This is a genomic window from Streptomyces sp. NPDC096046 (genome assembly GCF_040303285.1).
Classification (GTDB): Bacteria; Actinomycetota; Actinomycetes; order Streptomycetales; family Streptomycetaceae; genus Streptomyces.
Map to the genome: position 1 here is coordinate 1,949 of NZ_JBEOSZ010000105.1, position 2,270 is coordinate 4,218.

The following is a 2,270-nucleotide window of genomic DNA, read 5'->3' on the forward strand; positions in this document are numbered from 1 at the left end:
ATGTCCGACGCTCCCACGGCTTGTAGGCACACGGTTTCAGGTACTATTTCACTCCGCTCCCGCGGTACTTTTCACCATTCCCTCACGGTACTATCCGCTATCGGTCACCAGGGAATATTTAGGCTTAGCGGGTGGTCCCGCCAGATTCACACGGGATTTCTCGGGCCCCGTGCTACTTGGGTGTCTCTCAAACGAGCCGCTGATGTTTCGACTACGGGGGTCTTACCCTCTACGCCGGACCTTTCGCATGTCCTTCGCCTACATCAACGGTTTCTGACTCGTCTCACGGCCGGCAGACCGTAAAAGAGAGATCCCACAACCCCGCATACGCAACCCCTGCCGGGTCTCACACGTATACGGTTTGGCCTCATCCGGTTTCGCTCGCCACTACTCCCGGAATCACGGTTGTTTTCTCTTCCTGCGGGTACTGAGATGTTTCACTTCCCCGCGTTCCCTCCACTTGCCCTATGTGTTCAGGCAAGGGTGACAGCCCATGACGACTGCCGGGTTTCCCCATTCGGAAACCCCCGGATCAAAGCCTGGTTGACGACTCCCCGGGGACTATCGTGGCCTCCCACGTCCTTCATCGGTTCCTGGTGCCAAGGCATCCACCGTGCGCCCTTAAAAACTTGGCCACAGATGCTCGCGTCCACTGTGCAGTTCTCAAACAACGACCAGCCACCCATCACCCCGAACCCTGACGGTCCGAGTGCACTGGGGCCGGCGACTGAGGAAAATTCGTTCCCTCAGACACCCAACAGCGTGCCCGACACACTCCCCGCTCCCCTCAACGTTCCACGCTCCGAAGAGCAGTACTGGAAGGAGAAGACGATCAAGTATGCCGAATAGTCAACGTTCCACCCATGAGCAACCAGCATCAGACATTCGCTGATGTACCGGCCTCTGAACCAGGCAAGCCTGATTGAGAAGTGCTCCTTAGAAAGGAGGTGATCCAGCCGCACCTTCCGGTACGGCTACCTTGTTACGACTTCGTCCCAATCGCCAGTCCCACCTTCGACAGCTCCCTCCCACAAGGGGTTGGGCCACCGGCTTCGGGTGTTACCGACTTTCGTGACGTGACGGGCGGTGTGTACAAGGCCCGGGAACGTATTCACCGCAGCAATGCTGATCTGCGATTACTAGCGACTCCGACTTCATGGGGTCGAGTTGCAGACCCCAATCCGAACTGAGACCGGCTTTTTGAGATTCGCTCCACCTCGCGGTATCGCAGCTCATTGTACCGGCCATTGTAGCACGTGTGCAGCCCAAGACATAAGGGGCATGATGACTTGACGTCGTCCCCACCTTCCTCCGAGTTGACCCCGGCGGTCTCCCGTGAGTCCCCAACACCCCGAAGGGCTTGCTGGCAACACGGGACAAGGGTTGCGCTCGTTGCGGGACTTAACCCAACATCTCACGACACGAGCTGACGACAGCCATGCACCACCTGTACACCGACCACAAGGGGGGCACTATCTCTAATGCTTTCCGGTGTATGTCAAGCCTTGGTAAGGTTCTTCGCGTTGCGTCGAATTAAGCCACATGCTCCGCCGCTTGTGCGGGCCCCCGTCAATTCCTTTGAGTTTTAGCCTTGCGGCCGTACTCCCCAGGCGGGGCACTTAATGCGTTAGCTGCGGCACGGACAACGTGGAATGTTGCCCACACCTAGTGCCCACCGTTTACGGCGTGGACTACCAGGGTATCTAATCCTGTTCGCTCCCCACGCTTTCGCTCCTCAGCGTCAGTATCGGCCCAGAGATCCGCCTTCGCCACCGGTGTTCCTCCTGATATCTGCGCATTTCACCGCTACACCAGGAATTCCGATCTCCCCTACCGAACTCTAGCCTGCCCGTATCGACTGCAGACCCGGGGTTAAGCCCCGGGCTTTCACAACCGACGTGACAAGCCGCCTACGAGCTCTTTACGCCCAATAATTCCGGACAACGCTCGCGCCCTACGTATTACCGCGGCTGCTGGCACGTAGTTAGCCGGCGCTTCTTCTGCAGGTACCGTCACTTTCGCTTCTTCCCTGCTGAAAGAGGTTTACAACCCGAAGGCCGTCATCCCTCACGCGGCGTCGCTGCATCAGGCTTTCGCCCATTGTGCAATATTCCCCACTGCTGCCTCCCGTAGGAGTCTGGGCCGTGTCTCAGTCCCAGTGTGGCCGGTCGCCCTCTCAGGCCGGCTACCCGTCGTCGCCTTGGTGAGCCATTACCTCACCAACAAGCTGATAGGCCGCGGGCTCATCCTGCACCGCCGGAGCTTTCGAC

General features: G+C 58.6%; 2 rRNA genes (1 of these 2 cut by a window edge). Both read right to left on the bottom strand.

The window, feature by feature from the left end:
• Positions 1-635: ribosomal RNA gene (locus ABTX62_RS37740) — 23S ribosomal RNA — on the bottom strand; it reaches 1,926 nt to the left of the window's first position.
• Between the two features lie 305 nt (positions 636-940).
• Positions 941-2,270, bottom strand: a 16S ribosomal RNA gene (locus ABTX62_RS37745); the annotation flags it as partial.